We start from the raw sequence: 17,911 nt of genomic DNA, 5'->3' as shown, positions 1-17,911 counted from the left end.
TGCCGAGGGTTCCTTCAGCGCCGAACGTCCTCGGCGGGCCGTGACATACCCCGATCCGATGATCCGGACGGGCCCAGCGGGCCTCCCGCTCAGGCGTTGTACGTGTTGATCGCGTTCACGCGTCCGAGCCGCTCCGACAGTGCCACCCCACCGCTCATCGCCGCGTTCGGGACCGACGCACGCACGAAGAGCTGAAAGGCGACGTTGATCATCGGGGGCTTCACGAAGTAGCGCAGGGGGAGCGTCACCGATGCCCCGGCGGCGAGCGGCTGGCTGATCGTGAAGGCGAACTCGGAGCCCTTGCGGGAGCCGATGGGGGTCGCGGTCTCGGTGATCGTCATCCCGGCCGCGGTGCCGCTGAGGTCGGTCGCCTCGCCCAGCACCATTCCGCCCAGCGGGTGGTAGGTGAGGAAGTCGGCGTAGGCCTTCGGCCCCTCGAACAGGTCCGTGCGCACGGTGCCGCCGTCGACCGCGTTCATGCGGTTCATGACGTTCGTCATCGCGCTCACGCCCGGAGCGGCCATCGCAGGGGTCCAGGTGAGCTCCAGCGCTCCGGTGGCGGCGTTGCGCTGGTACTGCGCCTCGTTGGGGTTGTTCGTGATGGCGAGGTACAGGCTGGTCTCCATCTCGAGCCCGGTGGGCAGCGGCGCGACCTCGGCGAAGACCGAAGCGGGGGAGTCGTCCCAGGTGGTGATGCCGGCGACGGGGATCCCCGACTGCCGCGCGCCGGTCGCGATGCCCCGATGGCGGCGCGAGGTCACCACGTTGCCGTTCGGTCCCCAGCGCTTCCCGGTCTCGGCGGGGAGGTTCCGGATCGCGCCCGTCGCCTTCGCCGCCATGAGCAGCTTCGCGGTGCCGACGGAACCGGCCGCCATGATCACGCGGCCGTAGCGAGCGGTGGACTGCGAGACGACCGTGCGGTCGAAGGCGATGGTCTTCATCGCGAGGGTGAAGGTGCCGTCGGCCTCCTGCGTGATCGCGGTGACCTCGGTCATCGGGATGACCTTCACGCCCGACTGGCGGCGGGCGGTCGCGAGGTAGGTCTTCGTGAGGTCCTTCTTGCCGTGGTTGTTGCCGAAGATGACCTCCTGCGCGAGCGCCGATCGCGTCTCGCGCTCCACGACCTCGCGGCGCATGTACTCGAAGTCGTAGACGTTCGGGACCATCGCGTGGCCGATGCCGGCCTTCTTCGCCTGCTGCACGCCGACGCGCGTGAACTGGTACCAGGCCGACTCGAGGACCAGGTCCATCGGCGGGGCGGTCACTCCGAGCGCATCGTTCGCGCGCGGGAAGTACGTCGAGTACATCTCCGCGGCGTCCACCTGCGGCGGCACCTGCGAGAAGAAGGAGCGGCGCGGGGTGACCGCCATGCCGCCGTTGACCAGGGAGCCGCCGCCGAGGCCGTGGCCCTTGTAGACCTTGATGCCGCTGAAGTACTCGATGCCCAGCACGCCCGCGCGGCGGGGGATCGCGCGGTTCACGACGTCCATGCCGCTGAGGTACGCGAAGGGCATGTCCGTGCGGTCCAGGAACCACTGCGAGTTGCCGTCAGGGTTCGTGAGCTTGTTGAAGGAGCCCGGATCGGTGGTCCAGTCCTTGCCCATCTCGATGAGATCCACGCTCTTGCCCGCCTGGCCGAGGCGCAGCGCCGCGACGGCGCCGCCGTAGCCGGAGCCGATGATCGCGATCCGGTCCGTCAGGGGGGTGCTGCTGCTGGCGAGGGCCGGGGCGCCGCTCGCGGCGATGGCGAGAGGGGCCGACCAGGCGGCCGTCCCGAGGACTGCGCGGCGCGAAGGGGCCGCGCCGGACGGACGGCGCTGAGCGACGACGTCGCGCGCGGAGGCGTCGGTGGGGGAGGGCTGGTTCACGGGGCTCCTCTGAGCGGGGCGGCCGACGCCGTCGGAGAAGCGACGAATCGGGCATTACTGAGTGGTAATTCTACGCCAGTCACCCCGCCGGGGAAGGGGTGCGGGCTGTGACCTCCGGTGCATCCGCCCGCTCCCTCTGCGCTGCGGCGCGGTGGGGCCCCCGTCCCCCCGTGGCCCGCAATTTGTGAACATGCACAGCACTGCATAAGATTGCGTCATGAACGGCCCTCCCTGCCCTCTTGCGCGCCCGGCTCCCCGCCGCCGCACGCTCCTGCGCGCGCTCCCGCTCGCGCTCGCCGCCGGCGCTCTCGCGCCGGCCCTGACCGCCTGCACCCACGCCTCCGAGCGCCTGGATGCGGAGACGAACGCGATCCCTGAAGTCGACCTCACGGGCATCGAGCAGATCCCCGAGCTCGCCGCCCTCGTCCCCGCCGCGATCCGCGAGCGCGGGGTCCTCACCAACGGCGCCGCGCTGAACTACGCGCCCGGAGAGTTCGTCGGCTCCGACGGTCAGGCCGTCGGCTACGACATGGACATCCTCGCCGCGATCGGGGCCGTGCTCGGGCTCGATACCCGCACCGAGTCGGCCGTGTTCGCGCAGATCATCCCCTCGATCGGCACCAAGTACGACGTCGGGATGTCGAGCTTCACCATCAATGCCGAGCGCCTGCAGACCGTCTCGATGGTGTCCTACTTCCGCGCGGGCATGGGCTACGCCGTGAAGGCGGGCAACCCCTACGGCATCGACCCGACCGACCTCTGCGGCACTCGCGCCGCCCACCAGGTCGGCACCTACATGGATGACGTCGTCGTCGACCTGGATGCGAGTTGCCGCGAGGCCGGTCGCAAGGGCGTCATCGACCAGCCGTACACCGGCAACGCAGACGCCGCGACCGCCGTCGCCGGCGGCAAGGCCGACGTCCTGCTCGCCGACTCCCCGGTCATCGCCTACGCGGTGGACCGCTCGCGCGGCGAGCTCGAGACCGTCGGCGACATCGCCGACTCTGCCCTCAACGGCATCGTCGTGGCCAAGGACGCCCCGGATCTCGCGCTCGCGATCCAGGGCGCCGTCCAGCACCTCATCGACTCCGGCCGCCTGCGCGAGATCCTCGCCGCCTGGGGCAACGAGTCAGGAATGATCGAGAGATCAGAAGTGGATCCGCAATCGTGAGCACCTCCGCCAGCACCCCCGCGCCCCCTCCCGGCGCTCCCTCGGCCCCTCCCGCGGAGCACGCGACCGGGATCCCCGGTCGCATCCGCGCGAAGGCGTCCCCGCGCCCCGGCACCTGGATCAGCGCGGTCATCGTCGCGATCCTGGTCGCCGCCCTCATCCGCTTCCTCATCGTGAACCCCGTGTTCAAGTGGGACACGGTCGCCGCGTACCTGTTCGACGTGAAGGTGATCCAGGGCGTCGGCTGGACGCTGCTGATCACGGTCGCAGCGATGATCCTCGGCACCCTCGCCGCTCTCGCCGCCGCGATCATGCGGCGCAGCGCGAACCCGGTTCTGCGCGGCGTCTCCTGGGCGTACATCTTCGTCTTCCGCGGCACTCCCGTGTACACGCAGCTCGTGTTCTGGGGCCTGTTCTCCGTGATCGTGCCGCGCATCGCCGTCGGCGTGCCCTTCGGTCCGGAGCTGTTCGCGCTCTCCACGCGCGACATCTTCCCCGCGCTCGCCGGCGCGATCGTCGGCCTCGGGCTGAACGAGGGCGCCTATCTCGCGGAGATCTTCCGCTCGGGACTGAACTCGGTCGACCGAGGCCAGAGCGAGGCCGCGAAGGCGCTCGGCATGAGCGAGAGCCGGATCCTGCGGCGCATCATCGTGCCCCAGGCCATGCGCGTGATCATCCCGCCGCTGGGCAACGAGACCATCGGCATGCTGAAGACGACCTCGCTCGTGCTCGCCGTGCCCTTCACCCTCGACCTCACCTTCGCCACGAACGCGATCGCGAACAAGCTGTTCACCCCCGTGCCCCTGCTGATCGTGGCGGCCCTGTGGTACCTCGCGATCACGAGCGTGCTCATGGTCGGCCAGCACTACCTCGAGCGCTACTTCGGCCGCGGCTTCGACGACCGCAGCTCCAGCCCCGCCAAGCGCTCCCGCCAGGCGTCGGTCAACAGCGCCGGCACCACTCCCCGCAACGCACTCCCGGAGGTCGAGCTGTGATGACCGAGACCAGGCCGCTCATCGAGATCGAGGATCTCCACAAGGCCTTCGGGGACGTCCATGTCCTCAAGGGCAACTCCCTCAGCATCGCCGAGGGAGAGGTCGCCGTGCTGATCGGCCCCTCCGGCTCCGGCAAGTCGACCCTGCTGCGCTGCATCAACCAGCTCGAGGAGCCGACGGCGGGCCGCGTGCGCATCGCCGGCGTCACCCAGGGCTTCGCAGAGGAACCTCTGGCCGACGGCCGCTGGCAGCGCCTCTCCGAGAAGGAGATCGCCGCCCAGCGGGCGAAGATCGGCATGGTCTTCCAGCGCTTCAACCTCTTCCCGCACCTCACGGCGCTGGGCAACGTGATGGAGGCGCCGGTGCAGGTGCTCGGCCGCCCCGCCGCCCAGGCGAAGGAGCAGGCGCTCGAGCTGCTGGACCGGGTGGGCCTGCTCGATCGCGCGGAGCACTACCCCTCGGAGCTCTCCGGCGGCCAGCAGCAGCGCGTCGCCATCGCCCGCGCGCTCGCCATGGAGCCCGAGCTCATGCTCTTCGACGAGCCCACCTCGGCGCTCGACCCGGAGCTCGTGGCCGAGGTGCTCGCCGTCCTCAAGGACCTCGCCAGCGGGGGCATGACGATGGTCGTGGTCACCCACGAGATGGGCTTCGCCCGCGAGGTCGCCGACCAGGTGGTCTTCATGGCCGACGGCCGCATCGTGGAGCAGGGCCCGCCCGCGGAGATCATCGACCATCCGCGCTCCGAGCGCCTGAAGGGCTTCCTCGACTCGGTGCTCTGAGCGCCTCGCGGCGCACTGCATCGCGCCGCGACGACGAATCCCCGGCCCGGACGCCTGCTGCTGCAGGGGTCCGGACCGGGGATTCGTGCATGCGCGCTGCCGGCGCGCTGCGGTATCAGCCGTTGAGGTGCGACTGCAGGGCGCGCACGGTGGCGCGGTCCGTGCGGAAATTGCGCGCGCCGTTCTGCGGGGCGCCGATGGCGGCCTGCAGCTTCGCGGTGGTCTCCCGGCCGACGACGCCATCCGCCTTCGCGCCGACCTTGGTCTGCAGCGCCTTGATATCGGAGGTGGAGAGGTAGCCGTTCTGGGGCGCGCCGATCCAGGCCTCGATCGCGCGCGAGGTCGCCGGGCCGAGCTTGCCGTCGACCGCGAGGCGCGCCTGCACACCGCCGGTGGAGGGAGCGGCGGCCGGAGCCGGAACCGGAGCCGGGGCGGCGGGAGCCGCGGAGGAGCCGTCGGGCTGCGCGTTCGCGTTCGCCCCGCCGTTCTGCTTCGTGAGGCCGGCCTTCTTGGAGCAGGAGGGCCAGGCGCCGGGGCCCTGGCTCGCCAGCACGCGCTGGGCGACCGCGATCTGCTGGGCCTTGGACGCCTTGTCGGCGGTCGCGGCGTACTCGGTGCCGCCGAAGGCCTTCCAGGTCGACTTCGAGAACTGCAGGCCGCCGTAGTAGCCGTTGCCGGTATTGATCGACCAGTTGTTCGTGGACTCGCACTTCGCGACCGCGTCCCACACGGCGGGGGTGTCGGCCTGTGCGGCGACGGTGCCGACTCCGGCGAGGCCGGCAGCGGTGAGCAGGCCCGCGGCCGCGGCGGCCAATCGCGGCAGCACGCGAAATCCGAGGGGCGTCACGGCGGGGCCGGTTGCGCGATGGGTGTTCTGAGTCATGGGGAACCTCCGCGTGCCGTGGCGCGGGAGGCGCCGTCGACGTCGACGCGAGAGCTCGGGGGAAGCCCCCGGGGTCGGGGCCGACGGTCTCGCTGTGGTCTGCCCACCCTTGCATCCCGCCCGCGCGATATCGCCTGCGCAGACCATTGCTTTGCCGATCCTTGGGGGTGCACGTGGAGTCGATTACAGAGCCGTGGGGTCATTCCGGGCGCGCGTGCGATCCGGGCAGCGCGCCTCGGAGACCCCGCCCGCGGCCAGGGTCTAGCGCGGTCGTGTGACCGGTGCTACAGTGTGGGAGCGCTCCCACTTCGGGTTCGCCGGGCCCCACCCCCGGCGGCAGCGCTGTCGATGACGACCGAGGGGGCGCGACGCCGTGAAGCCGACGATCGAGGATGTCGCCGCCCTCGCGGGCGTCTCCCGAGGCACGGTCTCCCGTGTGCTGAACGGCGGTCCCGTCTCCCGCGCCTCCGCAGAGCGCGTGCACGCCGCGATCGCCGAGACGGGCTACCGGGCCCACCACTCCGCGCGCTCCCTCGCCGGCGGGCGCAGCGGCGTCTACGCCGCCGTCATCAGCGAGCCCTACGGGGAGCTGTTCGAGGATCCGACGTTCGGCCTCCTGCTGCGCGGCATCTCCTCGCAGCTCACCGGAGCCGTGCACACCAGCCCCGACGTCTCCCTCAGCCTGGTGCTCATCACCGATGAGGAGGAGCGGCGCCGAGCGGACCGTCTCCTCGATCCCCGGCGGGTGGACGGCGTCATCCTGCTGAGCCCGCACGTCCACGACCCGATCCTCGGATCGATCGACCCGTCCCTGCCGGTCGTGGTGTGCGGGGAGCTCGACGAGCCCCGCGACCTCACCTGGTCGGTCACGATCGACGACGCCCACGGCGGCGCGGCCGGGGCCCGCCACCTCCTGCAGCGCGGAGTGCGGTGCCCCGCGATCATCGGGGGGCCCCTGGCTGCCCGCGGGGCGCTGCGCCGGGTGCACGCCCAGCAGACCGAGCTCGGGGACCTCCTGGATCCGGCCCTCCTCGTGCACGCGAACTATGCGGCCAGCGGCGGCGTCGAGGCGATGCGCGAGCTGCTGGTGCGCGACCCCGGGATCGACGCGGTGCTGTGCGGATCCGACCGCCAGGCCGTCGGCGCCCTGCAGGTGCTGCTGGAGTCCGGCCGGTCCGTCCCCGACGATGTCGCGATCGTCGGCTTCGACGACCAGCGCTTCGCGGCGACCACCTCCCCGCCGCTGACCACGATCAACCAGCCCATCACCGAGGTCGGCGCGGTCGCCGCCCGCACCCTCGCCGCGCATCTGCGCGGCGAGGAGGTCAGCGACCAGACCCTGCCCACCTCCCTCGTCATCAGGTCCTCGGCCTGATCCCCGTGCCCCGCCCGCTCGACCCTGCACCATCCCACCCCGAATGAGAGAACACAGGAGTTCCGTCATGAACGCATCACCCCTCGATCAGATCCCCGCCTCGGTCCGGGCGCTCGCCCCCAGCCGCCGCGGCCTCATGCTGGGCGGCGCCGGCGTCGGCGCGGCTGCCCTCCTCGCCGGCTGCGGCGGCTCCAGCAGCGGCGGCGACAGCAAGTCGGTCACCGTCGGCTCCAACCAGTCCGACGAGATCCCGAAGAAGGCCGTCGCCGAGATGATGGCCGGGTTCACCGGCGGCGAGGTGAAGATCAACACGATCGACCACGCGACCTTCCAGCAGAACATCACCAACTACCTCCAGGCCGATCCGGACGACGTCTTCAGCTGGTTCGCCGGCTACCGCGCCCGGTACTTCGCCGATCAGGGCCTCGTGGGCGACCTCTCCGACGTCTGGTCGAAGATCACCGGCATGCCCGAGGCGATGAAGGCCGCCTCCACCGACAGCAGCGGGCGGCAGATCTTCGTGCCCTCCACCTACTACCCCTGGGCCGTCTTCTACAAGCCCAGCGTCTTCGCCGAGCACGGCTGGAGCGCTCCCACCACGTACGACGAGCTGATGGCGCTGAACGAGCAGGTCAAGGCCGCGGGCATGACGCCCTTCGCCATGGCCGACAAGGACGGCTGGGAGGCGATGGGCACCTTCGACATCCTCAACCTGCGCCTGAACGGCTACGACTTCCACATCTCGCTCATGGCGGGCGAGGAGGCCTGGGACGGCGAGAAGGTCAAGAACGTGTTCTCCGCCTGGAGCGACCTCGTCCCCTTCCAGCAGGCCGATCCCCTGGGCCGCACCTGGCAGGAGGCCGCGCAGTCGATGCTGAAGAACGAGTCGGCGATGTACTACATCGGCATGTTCGTCGGCCAGCAGTGGCAGGAGAGCGAGGCTCCCGAGGACCTCGACTTCTTCACCTTCCCCGAGATGGACACCGCCATCGGCGCCGACGTCGTCGAGGCGCCGGTCGACGGCTACATGATGGCCGCGAAGCCCAAGAACGAGGCGATGGCCAAGGACCTCCTGCTCTACATCTCCACCCCGGAGGCGGAGGCCATCACCCTCAAGGGCGACCCCTCGGTCATCGGCGCGAACGACGCCGTGGACCAGAGCGGCTACAGCGCGCTCCAGAAGAAGGCCGTCGAGCTCATCGGCAGCGCCGCGAACCTCAGCGCGTTCCTGGATCGCGACACCCGCCCCGACTTCGCCTCGACGGTCCTCAGCCCCTCGATCCAGGGCTTCCTGCAGAACCCCTCGGACATCGACTCGATCCTCAAGAGCATCGAGAGCCAGAAGGCGTCGATCTTCGGCAGCTGAGCGGCCCCCGCCGGGCCCGACGAAGGAGATCCTGATGAGAGAGAGCACGACGCCATGACCACATCCACCCCCGCGCCCGTCGGGCGCGCGAAGCGGCGGCGATCCGCCGCTCCGCAATCGCTCGGGCGACTGACCGGGAAGGACCTCGCCATCGTCATCGCGATGAGCATCCTGCCGGTGCTGGTCGTCGGCGCGTTCGTCTGGTTCCCCGCCATCGCCACCGTCATCCTGTCGTTCACGCGCTGGGACGGCATCGGCGACCTCTCGAGGATCGAGTTCGTCGGGCTCGACAACTACCGGGACATCGTCACCAACTACCCGCCGTTCTGGCCGGCGCTCACGCACAACGTGATCTGGCTGCTGGCCCTGTTCCTCGTGTTCACACCGCTGGGCATGCTGCTCGGCGTGCTGCTGGACAAAGAGCTGCGCGGCACGAAGTTCTACCAGAGCGCCCTCTACCTCCCGGTGGTGCTCTCGGGCGCCCTGGTGGGCTTCATCTGGCAGCTCATGTACTCCCGCGACCAGGGCTTCCTCAACGCCGTGCTGGGGACCTCGATCGACTGGTACGGCGATCCGAGCATCAACCTGTACGCGGCGATCATCGCCAACGGCTGGCGGCACACCGGCTACATCATGCTGCTCTACCTGGCGGGCCTGAAGGGCGTGGACATGAGCCTGCGCGAGGCGGCGGCGCTCGACGGTGCCTCCGAGGTCGGCACGTTCTTCCGCATCGTCTTCCCGGTCATGCGCGACACGAACATCCTGCTGCTCGTGATCACCTTCATCGAGGGGCTGCGGGCCTTCGACATCGTCTGGGTCATCAACAAGGGCCGCAACGGCCTCGAGCTGATCTCGACGCTCGTCACGCAGAACGTGGTGGGAGAGGCCTCGAGAGTCGGCTTCGGATCGGCGCTCGCCACGGTGATGCTCCTGATCAGCTCCGTGTTCATCATCATCCAGCTCCGCATCATGCTGAAGGGGGAGGGCGCATGAACACCCTGACCAGACCCACCCGCATCATCGTCCAGATCCTCCTGCTCGCGATCTCGATCGCATGGCTGTTCCCGTTCCTGTGGGCCGTGTTCAACTCGTTCCGCGACTACGCCTACACCTCCCAGCACGGCTACTTCTCCTTCGGCGGCCTCACCCTCAGCAACTGGGCGAACGCCTGGGAGCGCGGCGGGTTCGGGCAGTCGTTCCTGAACTCGGCGATCATCACGATCTGCGCGGTCATCCTGACGCTCGCGCTCTCCTCGTGCATGGCCTTCGTGCTCTCGCGCTTCAGCTTCCGCCTGAACATCGGCCTGCTGGGCTTCTTCGTGGCCGCGAACCTGCTCCCTCCGCAGTCCCTCCTCGTGCCGATCTACCGCATGTTCCGCATGATCCCGATGCCGGAGTTCCTCTCCGACTCGGGCACGCTGCTGAACACGCACGCCGGCGTGATCCTGGTGAACGTCGCCTTCCAGACCGGCTTCTGCACCTTCGTGCTCAGCAACTACATGAAGTCGATCCCGCGGGAGATCTACGAGTCCGCGGAGGTGGACGGCGCGGGAATCTGGCGCCAGTTCTGGACGCTCACCATGCCGCTGTGCCGGACGCCGCTGGCGGCGCTCGCGACCCTGCAGACCGCCTGGATCTACAACGAGTTCTTCTGGGCGACGGTGCTGCTGCAGAGCGGCGACAAGTTCCCCGTCACCAGCTCCCTGAACAACCTCCAGGGATCGTTCTTCACCGACTACAACCTGCTCTCGGCCGGCTCCCTCATCGCCGCGCTGCCGATCCTGATCGTCTTCTTCGTGCTGCAGCGCCAGTTCGTGTCAGGACTGACCATGGGCTCCACGAAGGGATGATGACGAGATGACCACCCCCGCCCCCTCCGCACCCGCATCCGCACCTGCCGCCGTCGCGTCGGTCGAGGACGAGATCACGAGCTTCTCCCCGGGCTCCGGTCGCAGGGTCGCCCCGCGCGCGCATCTGCGCAGCAGCGCCCCGGCGATCGATCTCTCCGGCCAGTGGGCCTTCTGCTTCTCTCCCGACGCGGCCTCCGCGCCGGGCGGAGCGGAGGCAGAGGACTTCGACGACTCCGGCTGGGACCGGATCCCTGTGCCCTCCCACTGGGTGCTGGAGGGGGACGGGGAGTACGGTCGGCCGGCGTACACGAACGTCCAGTTCCCCTTCCCCGTGGACGTCCCGCACGTGCCCGACGAGAACCCCACGGGGGACTACCGGGTCGTGTTCACCCTGTCCGAGCGGGCCGAGGGGGAGCGCACGATCCTGCGCCTGCTCGGCGCGGAGTCCCTCGCGATCGTCTCGGTCAACGGCGAGCGGGCCGGCGTGGTGCGAGGCTCCCGCCTCACCCAGGAGCTCGACATCACCGCTCTGACCCGCGAGGGGGAGAACCTCCTGCACGTGCGGGTCCACCAGTTCAGCGCCCATTCCTACCTCGAGGACCAGGACCAGTGGTGGCTGCCGGGGATCTTCCGCGAGGTCGAGGTGCTGACCCGCCCCGGCGGCGGGATCGACGACGTCTGGCTGCGGGCCGACGTCGACCCCGCCACGCTCCAGGGGACCCTCCTGCCCGAGATCCGCGCCGAGGCCTCGGCGTTCCCGATCACCGTGGAGATCGAGGAGCTCGGGCTCGCGCACGTCTTCGACAGCGCGGCCGACGTCGGCCCGATCCCCGTCGGCGAGGTCGAGCCGTGGAGCGCCGACGTGCCGCGGCTGTATGCGGTGCAGGTGCGCGGCGCGGCAGAGACGATCGAGCTGCGCGCGGGCTTCCGCCGGGTCGAGATCGTCGGTCACGAATGGCGGGTGAACGGCCGCAAGCTCCGGCTGCGCGGAGTGAACCGGCACGAGTTCGACCCGCTCCACGGGCGCGTGTTCGACCGCGAGCAGGCGCGAGAGGGCCTGCTGATGATGAAGCGCAGCAACATCAACGCCGTGCGGACCGCCCACTACCCGCCCCACCCCGAGCTGCTCGAGCTGACCGACGAGATCGGGCTGTGGGTGATCGACGAGTGCGATCTGGAGACCCACGGGTTCGAGCTCGGCGGCTGGATCGACAACCCGACCGACGATCCCCGCTGGCGCGACGCTCTCCTGGATCGCGTCGAGCGCTTCTTCGAGCGCGACAAGAACCACCCCTCGGTGATCTGCTGGTCGCTGGGCAACGAGTCGCACACCGGCAGGAACCTGGCCGCGATGGCCGCCTGGCTGCACCACCGCGACCCCGAGCGCCCCGTGCACTACGAAGGCGATTACGAGGGCCGCTACACCGACCTCGTCTCGCGCATGTACGCGACCGTCGAGGAGATGCGGGAGATGGCCGCGGGCATCCTGCAGGAGCAGACGAACTCGCCGGGCCGCAACGCGGTCCTCGCCCAGCGCCCGATGATGCTGTGCGAGTACGTGCACGCGATGGGCAACGGCCCCGGCGGCATCGAGGAGTACGAGCGGGTCTTCGAGGAGGAGCCGCAGTGGCACGGCGGGTTCGTGTGGGAGTGGCGCGACCACGGCCTGCTCAGCCGCACGGCCGACGGCACCGAGTTCAGCGCCTACGGCGGCGACTTCGGCGAGCCCCTGCACGACGGCAGCTTCGTCTGCGACGGCATGGTGATGTCCGACGGCACCCCGAGCCCCGCCCTCGCCGAGTACAAGGCCGTGGTCAGCCCCATCGCCCTCGAGATCGCGGATGCCGCCTCCCGCACGGAAGCCGCCGGGGGAGCGGCGGCCGATGCGCCGGCCGTCCTGCGCGTCGGCAATCGCCGTCACGCGGGCGACACCTCGGACCTGCGCTTCCTCGTGATCGACGAGGCCGACGGCCGCGAGATCGCGCGCACCGTTCTCGAGGTCCCGCCCGTCGGCCCCGGGGAGAGCGTCGAGGTGGAGCTGCCGCAGCTCCCGGACGCGGAGCAGGTGCCGGTCGGCGCGGAGCTCTGGCGCACGGTGCGCGCCGAGCTCGCCGCCGATGCGCCCTGGGCGCAGGCGGGCCACGAGATCGTGACCGCGCAGCAGCAGCTGCGCCCCGCCCGCGGAGGCCTGCGGCTCGGCGCGCCCTCCCCGAGCGCCTCGCGCCCCGCGCCCGTGCGCGAGGGAGACGTGATCCGCCTCGGCGACGCCGTCTTCGATGCGCGCACCGGAGATCTGCGCTCCCTCGGGGATCTCGATCTCGCCGGCCCTGTGCTCACGCTGTGGCGCGCGCCGATCGAGAACGACGTCTGGGCCGACTCCCCGTCCCTGATCGTCGCCGACCCCACGACCACGCACGGCCGCGGGGCGCCCGCGCCCTCCACGGCCCAGATGTGGCGGGACCAGGGACTGGACCGCATGCAGCGCCGCGTGGTCGAGGTGCGCGAGGAGGGGAGCGCACTGGTGGTGCGCCACCGCTGCGCCCCCGCGGCCTCGCGCAGCGCCGTCGAGGTCGAGCTGCGCTGGACCATGGAAGGCGACGGGCTGCGCCTGGAGGCCTCGGCGAATCCCTCGAACGGATGGACCGGCACCTGGCCGCGCATCGGGCTGCGCTTCACCCTGCCCGCCGCCGTCGGCCGCGCCGAATGGTTCGGCACGGGCCCCCAGGAGAACTACTCCGATTCCCGGGCCGCGGCACGCGTCGGCCGGTTCCAGGCGGAGCTCGAAGAGCTCACCGTCCCCTATGCGGTGCCGCAGGAGAGCGGTCATCGCGCCGACCTGCGGGAGCTCCTGCTGCCGGAGATCTCGCTGGCGGTGCGCACGGCAGTGGTCGGAGGGAAACGCCCCGGGTTCTCGCTGCGCGCGCACGACGAGCACGAGGTCACCGCGGCCGCGCACCCGCATGAGCTGGGGGAGCCGCGCGCGGCGCACCTCTACCTCGATGCCGGCCAGCACGGGCTCGGCACCCGCTCGTGCGGGCCCGACGTGCGGCCGGAGCATCAGCTCCGCCCGTGCGCCGCGCAGTGGTCGGTGCGGCTCAGCAGGCAGTGATCCCGGGTGCGGGATCAGCGCGCGTAAGGCGCGCGCAGGTCCCGCACCATGCGCTCCATGCCGAGGCCCTCGACCTTGAGGTTCTCCGGAGCGCCCGCGAACGGCACCACCTCGCCGGTCGCGACGAAACCGTGCCGGGCGTACCAGGCTGCGAGCTCGGGGCGGCTCTGCAGCACCTGCAGATCGATGCTCTCCAGGCCCTCGAGCGCGCGTCGGGCGATCTGCGATTCCAGCAGGGCGCCCCCGACCCCGGCGGACTGGACGTCCGGATCCACCGCGAACAGGCCGAACTCCGCGCCGTCATCATGGCGATGCGTGTAGCAGCAGCCCGTAAGGCGCCCGCCCTGCTCGGCCACCAGCACGAGGTAGTCCGGGTCGTCCAGCAGGGACTGCATCTCGGCCTCGTCGATGCGCAGCCCGCCGACGAGATGGGCCTCCGTGGTCCAGCCGCCCTCGCCGCGGTAGGCGCGATTGACGACGCCGACCATCGCGGGGACGTCTCCGGCGGTCGCCTCGCGGATCACGAGGCCCGGCGTGAGCCGCAGGGCGCTCTCGGCGGGGGACTCGCCGCTCGCGGAGGAGCTGTGCGCAGGGGCGGGGGGAAGATCGGTCATGCGAGCACATCCTCGGAGCGCAGAGCGTGGAGAAGGGAGTGGCCGTCGGGCCCGGATACGGTCACGATGCCCTCGGCGCTGCGCTCGCCGATGGCGGCGCGGTGGCGCAGGCCGCTGGAGAGGACCTGCTCGGAATCGCTGAGCTCGCGGATCGCGATCGCCGCGACGCTGCCGGGATGGCGGCGGGCGAACTCGCTGTAGATCGCCGGATCGTGCTGGCCGTCGTCGCCGATGAGCAGCCACTTCACCTGGGGGAACTCGCGGGCGAGGCTCTCGAGCGCCTGGACCTTGTGGTCGCTGCCCGAGCGGAACAGGCCGGTGTTCGTCGGCCCCCAGTCCGTCAGCAGCAGCGGCGCGTCGGGATAGCCGTTCTTGTAGAGGAAGCGGCGCAGCACCGGGAACACGTTCCAGGCACCGGTGGAGAGGTACACGAACGGCGCCTCGGGATGCTGGCGCAGGATGCGCTGGTAGAGCATCGCCATCCCCGGCACGGCCCGGCGCGAGGTCTGGGGGATCACGAACGCGTTCCAGAACGCCAGCGCGGGCCGGGGCAGCAGCGTCACCATCACGGTGTCATCGATGTCGCTGACCACGCCGAACTGCTCATCAGGGGAGGGGACGAACACCTTGGCGGTGACCTCGTTCACCGCGGAGGTGCGAAGGCGCGCGATGTGCACCCCCGGCTCGAGCGCGGCCGGGACGGTGACATCGAGGATCCCGGCGCGGTTCGTGCGCTCGTGGAAGACCTGCCCCGCGATCTCGATGCGCACGCTCCGCCCGGGCGCGACCTGCGAGACGAAGTTCCGCCATCCTCGGCGGGCCATCGAGCGCATGTCCCAGACGGGCTGGTCGTGATAGTCGGCGGGCGCGGAGGGCCGCGCCCAGAGGACGCGGGCGATCACCCGCACCGCGCCGGACCGGCCGAAGCCCGTGAACGGCTTGATGCGCAGCTCCCAGCCCACGCCGCTCAGCGCACGGCTGACCGCCTCGTTCTTGACGTTCTCGATGCGCGCCGCCCAGTGCGGCTTCGCGCCCGAGGGCGCATCCGCTGCAGAGGCGGTCACACGCCGTGCGACATCTTGATCCAGGAGGACTTGGGATCGTCCTCTGCGACCTCCCAGCGGTCACCGGTGTCGGTGAAGCCAAGGTTCTCGTACGCGTGCAGCGCGGCGGCGTTGTCGGGGCCGACGTAGAGGGTCACCGTGTCGGCGCCGTCCTCCTCGGCCCAGGTCAGGACCGCCTCGACCAGGCGCTGCGCCAGGCCGCTCTTGCGCGAGCCCGGAGTGACCCACATGGCCTGCAGCTCGCGCTCGTTGTCGAGAGCGTCGGCCTCGTGGCGGGAGGCGACGATGGCCAGCGGCTGGGCGTCCTCGAGGGCGAGGAACCACGCGGCCTCGCTGACGCGCGCGCGCCAGGTCTTCTCGTCGTAGGTGCTCTCCTTGTCCCACGACTGCCCGAAGGCTGCCGGGTCGGTGCTCAGGGAACGCAGACGGATCTCGCGCACGAGGGACCAGTCGTCCTCGCGTGCCCGCATGATGTCGACCATGAGTCTCCTCCGGATGTCGGCGCCGAGGCGCGGCAGGGGTGGGACGGGAGCCGTCCCGCGCACCATGCTACCGGGGCCTGACTGACCGATCGGGAACTGTGCGGGATGCGCAGGCGCGTCCACGCGGGGAATCCTGACAGAATGTCGGGCGTGGTTCCCTTCCGAGTCCTCACCGTGTGCACGGCGAACGTCTGCCGCTCCCCAGCCGGGGCGGCGATGCTGCGCCAGGAGGTCGCGCGGGCCGGACTCGCCGAGCAGGTCGAGGTCGGCTCCGCCGGCACGAGCTGGGAGGCCGAGGGGATGCCGATGGATCCACGGGTCGTGATCTCGCTGGTGCGGGCCGGTTTCACCGATCCCCTCGAGCACAGCGCCCGCAGCGTGCACCAGTCCGAGCTTCCCCGCTGGGACCTCATCCTGGCGTTCACCCCGGAGCATGCCGAGTCGCTGCGCCGCAAGACCGAGCAGATCCCCGAGGGCGAGCCCCGGCCGCGCGTGCTGCTGTGGCGGGAGTTCGATCCGAAGGCGCCGGCGAATGCGCGCCCGGAGGACCTCGTGGTCCCCGACCCCTGGTACTCGGGGCAGAAGGAGTTCGATCGGACGATCAGCGCGATGGCGCGCGCCGTCCCCTCGATCCTCGTCTACATCCGGTCCCGGCTGCGGGAGCGCGCGGGAGCCTGAGGCGGCCGCGGCTGCGCCCGCGGGGATGCGGCGCGCTGGAAGGGCCGACGGTTCGGCAGGCCCAGGGCCCGCTCAGCGCTTGCGGCGCGCCCGGAGAGTGGCCGTGCCGAAGCCGGCGGCCGTCAGGAAGCCGATGCCGAGAGTCCCGATCAGCACGTTCCGCATGCCGCCCATCGGCGAGCCGGAGTCGGAGAACGCGCGCAGCACCTCGATGAGGGGGCCGCTCTCCTGGGCCGAGCTGGTCATCGTGGCCGCGCCGCTCGCCGGTGCCGGGGCTGAGGTCGGAGCGGCGTCGCGCGCGGCGGGGCTCTCGGTGGAGCGATCGTGCGCGGGGGCGGGATCTGTCGGCGGGCCGCTGAACTCTGCGGGGGAGGCGTCGGGTGCGAGCGGTGCGGGGGTCGCGCTGTAGGCAGGGGTGGGCGCGAGGTCCGGCGCGGGATCAGCGGGACGCTGCTCGGCGTTCGACTCCTCCGGTGCGACGAGCGCACTGGAACCGCTGGTCGCAGCCGGATCCTCGGGCGCGGGAGCGGCAGGCGCCGTGTCCTCGTCCGAGGAGCTGGGATCTTCGGAGGAGCCCGATGCCGACGGCGTCGTCGGAGCAGGGGTCGACGGCTCGGCGGGGGTGGAGCCCGCGCTTCCGCCGTCCGACGGGGTCGTGGGCTGCTGCGACGGAGTCGCAGGGCTCTCAGGGTCCGAGGGCTGCGCGGGCGTCTCCGGGTCGACCGGCGTTTCAGGCTCCGTGGGCGTCTCAGGCTCAGTCGGCGTCTCGGGCTCGACGGGGGTCTCCGGGTCAGCTGGGGTCTCGGGCTCGACCGGGGTCTCCGGGTCAGCTGGGGTCTCAGGCTCCACGGGCTGACCTGGATCTGTAGGAGTCTCCGGCTCGACCGGGGATTCGGGGTCGACCGGAGTCTCAGGCTCTGCAGGCTGCTCGGGATCCGACGGGGTCTCCGGATCGGCAGGCGCCTCTGTCTCGGGCGGGGTCTCGGGGTCCGCTGGTGTCTCAGGCTCTGCGGGCTGCTCCGGTTCGACCGGAGTCTCCGGCTCTGCCGGGGCTTCGGGCTCGGCCGGGCTCTCAGGCTCCGCGGGCTGATCCGGATCGCTCGGTGTCTCCGGATCGGCGGGGATCTGGGGATCGGCGGGCTGCTCGGGCTCCGCAGCCGTCTCACCGCCCTCGTCGCCATCATCATCGTGATCGTGATCGTGATCGTGATCGTGCCCCCAGTGGTGCCCCGGCGGGTGGGCGGCGGCAGCGGCGAAGGACGGGACGGCCGCGGACTCGGCGGCGTGCGCGGTCCCCGCGCCGAGGCCGATGAGAGCGGCGGCGGCGACCGTCGAGGTGCCAACCGCGGTGGCGGCCAGGAAGCGGCTGCGAGGGGCGAAAGCGATCGGGCGCGGCGGACGAGCCGTATCCGCGGTGCCGCGGGCGGAGAGGTCGCTGCTGGACTGCGCCATGGAGTCGTCCTTCTCCTCTCGCCTGATCATGCCGCCGGGTGGATCGCTCGACGACCTGCTGCATGGATGGGCCCGCGGGAAGGCCACCACGATAGCGATGACCGCCGCTCGCGTCGATTGGCGCGAGCTGATGTGCGCCTCGGGAGCCGGGCTTCCCCTCCAGGGTGCCGCGACCTCCCGGGCGTGCGCAACCGCTATGTGCACCAGCCCTCACCGCGCGCCGCA

15 protein-coding genes are annotated in these 17,911 nt (G+C 71.0%); 9 read left to right on the top strand and 6 right to left on the bottom strand.

Translation table 11 applies throughout. The features are described from left to right. Positions 1-89: 89 nt before the first annotated feature. Positions 90-1,868 (bottom strand): GMC family oxidoreductase N-terminal domain-containing protein, encoded by a 1,779-nt coding sequence (locus Bequi_RS06740; protein ID WP_249737178.1) that lies wholly within the window; start codon positions 1,866-1,868, stop codon positions 90-92. A gap of 217 nt (positions 1,869-2,085) precedes the next feature. Between Bequi_RS06740 and Bequi_RS06735 the strand changes: the two genes are divergently transcribed. The 3 genes from Bequi_RS06735 to Bequi_RS06725 are packed head-to-tail and all read left to right on the top strand — an operon-like array spanning position 2,086 to position 4,813. Continuing rightward, entirely contained in the window at positions 2,086-3,039 is a 954-nt protein-coding gene (locus Bequi_RS06735; RefSeq protein ID WP_249737177.1) for an ABC transporter substrate-binding protein, read from the top strand. Beyond that, positions 3,036-4,034 (top strand): amino acid ABC transporter permease, encoded by a 999-nt coding sequence (locus tag Bequi_RS06730; RefSeq protein ID WP_430623098.1) that lies wholly within the window; start codon positions 3,036-3,038, stop codon positions 4,032-4,034. The genes Bequi_RS06735 and Bequi_RS06730 overlap by 4 nt, the downstream gene beginning before the upstream one ends. After that, positions 4,034-4,813, top strand: coding sequence for an amino acid ABC transporter ATP-binding protein (locus Bequi_RS06725; RefSeq protein ID WP_249737176.1), 780 nt, complete (start codon positions 4,034-4,036; stop codon positions 4,811-4,813). Before Bequi_RS06730 ends, Bequi_RS06725 begins: the two co-directional genes overlap by 1 nt. A gap of 115 nt (positions 4,814-4,928) precedes the next feature. Here Bequi_RS06725 and Bequi_RS14225 read toward each other — a convergent pair whose 3' ends face one another. Continuing rightward, positions 4,929-5,696, bottom strand: a complete 768-nt coding sequence (locus tag Bequi_RS14225) for a transglycosylase family protein (protein WP_283774724.1) — start codon at positions 5,694-5,696, stop codon at positions 4,929-4,931. Positions 5,697-6,069: 373 nt separating this feature from the next. On the opposite strand from Bequi_RS14225, the gene Bequi_RS06715 reads away from it, so the two are divergent. The 5 genes from Bequi_RS06715 (at position 6,070) to Bequi_RS06695 (ending at position 13,396) form a co-directional block, all read left to right on the top strand. Next, positions 6,070-7,071 (top strand): LacI family DNA-binding transcriptional regulator, encoded by a 1,002-nt coding sequence (locus tag Bequi_RS06715; RefSeq protein ID WP_249737175.1) that lies wholly within the window; start codon positions 6,070-6,072, stop codon positions 7,069-7,071. Between the two features lie 67 nt (positions 7,072-7,138). After that, complete coding sequence (locus Bequi_RS06710) at positions 7,139-8,437, top strand: ABC transporter substrate-binding protein (protein WP_249737174.1); 1,299 nt, start codon at positions 7,139-7,141, stop codon at positions 8,435-8,437. A gap of 54 nt (positions 8,438-8,491) precedes the next feature. Then, a complete protein-coding gene (locus tag Bequi_RS06705) occupies positions 8,492-9,430 on the top strand; it encodes a carbohydrate ABC transporter permease (RefSeq protein WP_249737173.1) in 939 nt (312 codons plus the stop codon). Further along, on the top strand, positions 9,427-10,287 hold the full coding sequence (locus tag Bequi_RS06700) for a carbohydrate ABC transporter permease (RefSeq protein WP_249737172.1): 861 nt from the start codon (positions 9,427-9,429) through the stop codon (positions 10,285-10,287). Before Bequi_RS06705 ends, Bequi_RS06700 begins: the two co-directional genes overlap by 4 nt. Positions 10,288-10,294: 7 nt before the next feature. Continuing rightward, positions 10,295-13,396, top strand: a complete 3,102-nt coding sequence (locus tag Bequi_RS06695; RefSeq protein ID WP_249737171.1) for a glycoside hydrolase family 2 TIM barrel-domain containing protein — start codon at positions 10,295-10,297, stop codon at positions 13,394-13,396. Positions 13,397-13,410: 14 nt separating this feature from the next. On the opposite strand, the gene Bequi_RS06690 is transcribed toward Bequi_RS06695, so the two are convergent. The 3 genes from Bequi_RS06690 to Bequi_RS06680 are packed head-to-tail and all read right to left on the bottom strand — an operon-like array spanning position 13,411 to position 15,556. After that, a complete protein-coding gene (locus Bequi_RS06690; RefSeq protein ID WP_249737170.1) occupies positions 13,411-14,010 on the bottom strand; it encodes a GNAT family N-acetyltransferase in 600 nt (199 codons plus the stop codon). Then, a complete protein-coding gene (locus Bequi_RS14370) occupies positions 14,007-15,074 on the bottom strand; it encodes an App1 family protein phosphatidate phosphatase (protein ID WP_249737169.1) in 1,068 nt (355 codons plus the stop codon). Before Bequi_RS14370 ends, Bequi_RS06690 begins: the two co-directional genes overlap by 4 nt. Continuing rightward, positions 15,071-15,556 carry a GNAT family N-acetyltransferase gene (locus Bequi_RS06680; protein WP_249737168.1) on the bottom strand — a complete coding sequence of 162 codons (486 nt, stop codon included), beginning with the start codon at positions 15,554-15,556 and terminating at the stop codon, positions 15,071-15,073. The genes Bequi_RS14370 and Bequi_RS06680 overlap by 4 nt, the downstream gene beginning before the upstream one ends. A 150-nt stretch (positions 15,557-15,706) precedes the next feature. Between Bequi_RS06680 and Bequi_RS06675 the strand changes: the two genes are divergently transcribed. After that, the gene (locus Bequi_RS06675) at positions 15,707-16,234 is read left to right on the top strand and encodes an arsenate reductase/protein-tyrosine-phosphatase family protein (protein ID WP_249737167.1); all 528 of its coding nucleotides are present in this window, start codon (positions 15,707-15,709) and stop codon (positions 16,232-16,234) included. Positions 16,235-16,306: 72 nt separating this feature from the next. Here Bequi_RS06675 and Bequi_RS14210 read toward each other — a convergent pair whose 3' ends face one another. Next, a complete protein-coding gene (locus Bequi_RS14210) occupies positions 16,307-17,716 on the bottom strand; it encodes a hypothetical protein (RefSeq protein WP_283774722.1) in 1,410 nt (469 codons plus the stop codon). Between the last annotated feature and the right edge of the window lie 195 nt (positions 17,717-17,911).

The organism is Brachybacterium equifaecis (assembly GCF_023509525.1).
Taxonomy (GTDB): domain Bacteria; phylum Actinomycetota; class Actinomycetes; order Actinomycetales; family Dermabacteraceae; genus Brachybacterium; species Brachybacterium equifaecis.
The sequence above is the reverse complement of the archived record's forward strand: the minus strand, read 5'-3'. Positions and strand labels throughout refer to the sequence as shown.